Below are 1,899 nucleotides of genomic sequence, written 5' to 3' on the forward strand. Positions count from 1 at the left end.
CAGCGTTTCGGCACCATGATCGACACCCACACCGCCGACGGTCTCAAGGTCGCGCGCGCGCACCTGCAAGCCGGCGTGCCCATGGTGGTGCTGGAGACCGCCTTGCCGATCAAGTTCGCCGAAACCATTGAAGAGGCGCTGGGCCGTCTGCCGGACCGGCCCGCGAAGTTCGACGGCATTGAGGCTCTGCCCAAGCGTGTGCATGTCATGCCCGCTGACGTGGCGCTGGTCAAAGCCTACATCGCCAACAATGTGAACTAAATCGGCCTCCAGCCCTTTTCGGGTGGCCGCTACCAGCTATTGAATTGATAGCTAACCAGGATTGGTAAAAACTGTTTATGAACGTGGTTGCATTTGCCGGCTATTCCGGCCCGGGTAAAACAACGCTGGTGGAGAGCCTGATTGCCGTGCTCAAGCTGCGCGGTCTGCGGGTCTCCGTCGTCAAACACGCGCATCACAAGTTCGACATCGACCACCCCGGCAAGGACACCTGGCGCCACCGGCAGGCTGGTGCCTTCGAGGTGGTGGTGGCTTCCGAAAACCGGCTGGCGCTGATCCGCGAGTTCGAGCAGCCCGCCGCGCTGTCGGTGCACCACCTGATTGCCGAGCTGTACGAAGGTATCGACTGGGTGCTGGTAGAAGGTTTCAAAAGCAGCGACCTGCTCAAGGTGGAAGTCTGGCGCGCCGACGCCGGCAAACCGGCGCGTTACCCCGACGACGATTTTGTGGTGGCCATCGCCACTGATTCTCCCGGGCAGCTGCCGCAAACCACCCTCAGGCCGGTGCTGGATTTGAACGACCCCGATGCCGTGGCCCTGTGGCTGATCGACAATCAGGAACGGTTTGTCTATCGCTCCGAGTTTTATTCATGACCACCCCCAGCGCCGCCGCACCTGCCATCCGTCCGCCCCTGAAAGGCCTGGACGCGGCGCTCGCTGAACTGCTGGGCCACGCCGCGCCGCTGGCCAGGCTAGAGACCGTGTCCACCTTCGACGCCGACGGCCGTGTACTGGCGCAGGACGTCGTGTCCGGGCTGCAGGTGCCGCCCGAAGACAACAGCGCCATGGACGGTTATGCCGTGCGTGTGGCTGATGTGCAGGACGCTGCCGCCGCAATGCGCGTGTCGCAGCGCATCCCGGCAGGCAGCGCAGGCACGGCGCTGGCGCCCGGCACGGTGGCGCGCATTTTTACCGGCGCGCCGATTCCCGCAGGCGCCGATGCGGTGGTGATGCAGGAAGACAGCGAAGCGGTGCCGGGGCGCGAGGGTTTTGTCCGCATCACGCAGGCGCCGCGACCCGCGCAGTGGATTCGCCGCGCCGGCGAGGATGTCACACGCGGCGCCACCGTGCTGTCCAAAGGAGAACGGCTCACGCCCGCTGCGCTTGGGCTGGCGGCCAGTATTGGCATGGATGTGCTGCAGGTCGCGGCCAGGCCCCGGGTGGCGCTGTTTTCCACCGGCGACGAGCTGGTGATGCCTGGGGAGGTCGCGCCCGAGCAGATGCGGCCGGGCGCCATCTACAACTCCAACCGGTTTTTCCTGCGCGCCCTGCTGGCCCGCCTGGGCTGCGAGGTGACCGACATGGGCATCGTGCCGGACCAGCGCGAGGCCACGCTGGACGCGCTGCGCAAAGCCGCTGGGGCGCATGACCTGATCCTGACCAGCGGCGGCGTGTCGGTCGGTGAGGAAGACCACATCAAGCCGGCCGTGCAGCAGCTCGGCTCGCTGGACCTGTGGCAGATTGCCATCAAGCCGGGCAAGCCGTTTGCGTACGGCCGGGTTGGCGCGGCGCATTTCATCGGCCTGCCGGGCAACCCGGTGTCCAGCTTCCTGACCTTTCTGGTGCTGGTGCGACCCTTCATCCTCAAGCTGCAGGGCGCGAGCGCGCTGGCCGTGCAGCC

Annotated in this window: 2 protein-coding genes and 1 pseudogene; all 3 read left to right on the plus strand. The window is 66.0% G+C overall.

The window, feature by feature from the left end:
- Positions 1-261 (plus strand): annotated as a pseudogene (locus ACESMT_RS18395) (threonine synthase); the annotation flags it as partial.
- 77 nt (positions 262-338) lie between these two features.
- Entirely contained in the window at positions 339-872 is a 534-nt protein-coding gene (gene mobB, locus ACESMT_RS18400; RefSeq protein ID WP_372828043.1) for a molybdopterin-guanine dinucleotide biosynthesis protein B, read from the plus strand.
- Positions 869-1,899 (plus strand): gephyrin-like molybdotransferase Glp (gene glp / locus ACESMT_RS18405; RefSeq protein WP_372828044.1); only part of this gene is annotated, 1,031 nt, incomplete at its 3' end. The genes mobB and glp, both read left to right, overlap by 4 nt.

The sequence above is a fragment of the Polaromonas sp. genome (assembly GCF_041689105.1).
GTDB lineage: Bacteria > Pseudomonadota > Gammaproteobacteria > Burkholderiales > Burkholderiaceae_C > Polaromonas.

Bases quoted from the DNA above. Each gene is read 5' to 3' on its own strand.
- mobB (WP_372828043.1), top strand. From the start codon at position 339: ATGAACGTGGTTGCATTTGCCGGCTATTCCGGCCCGGGTAAAACAACG.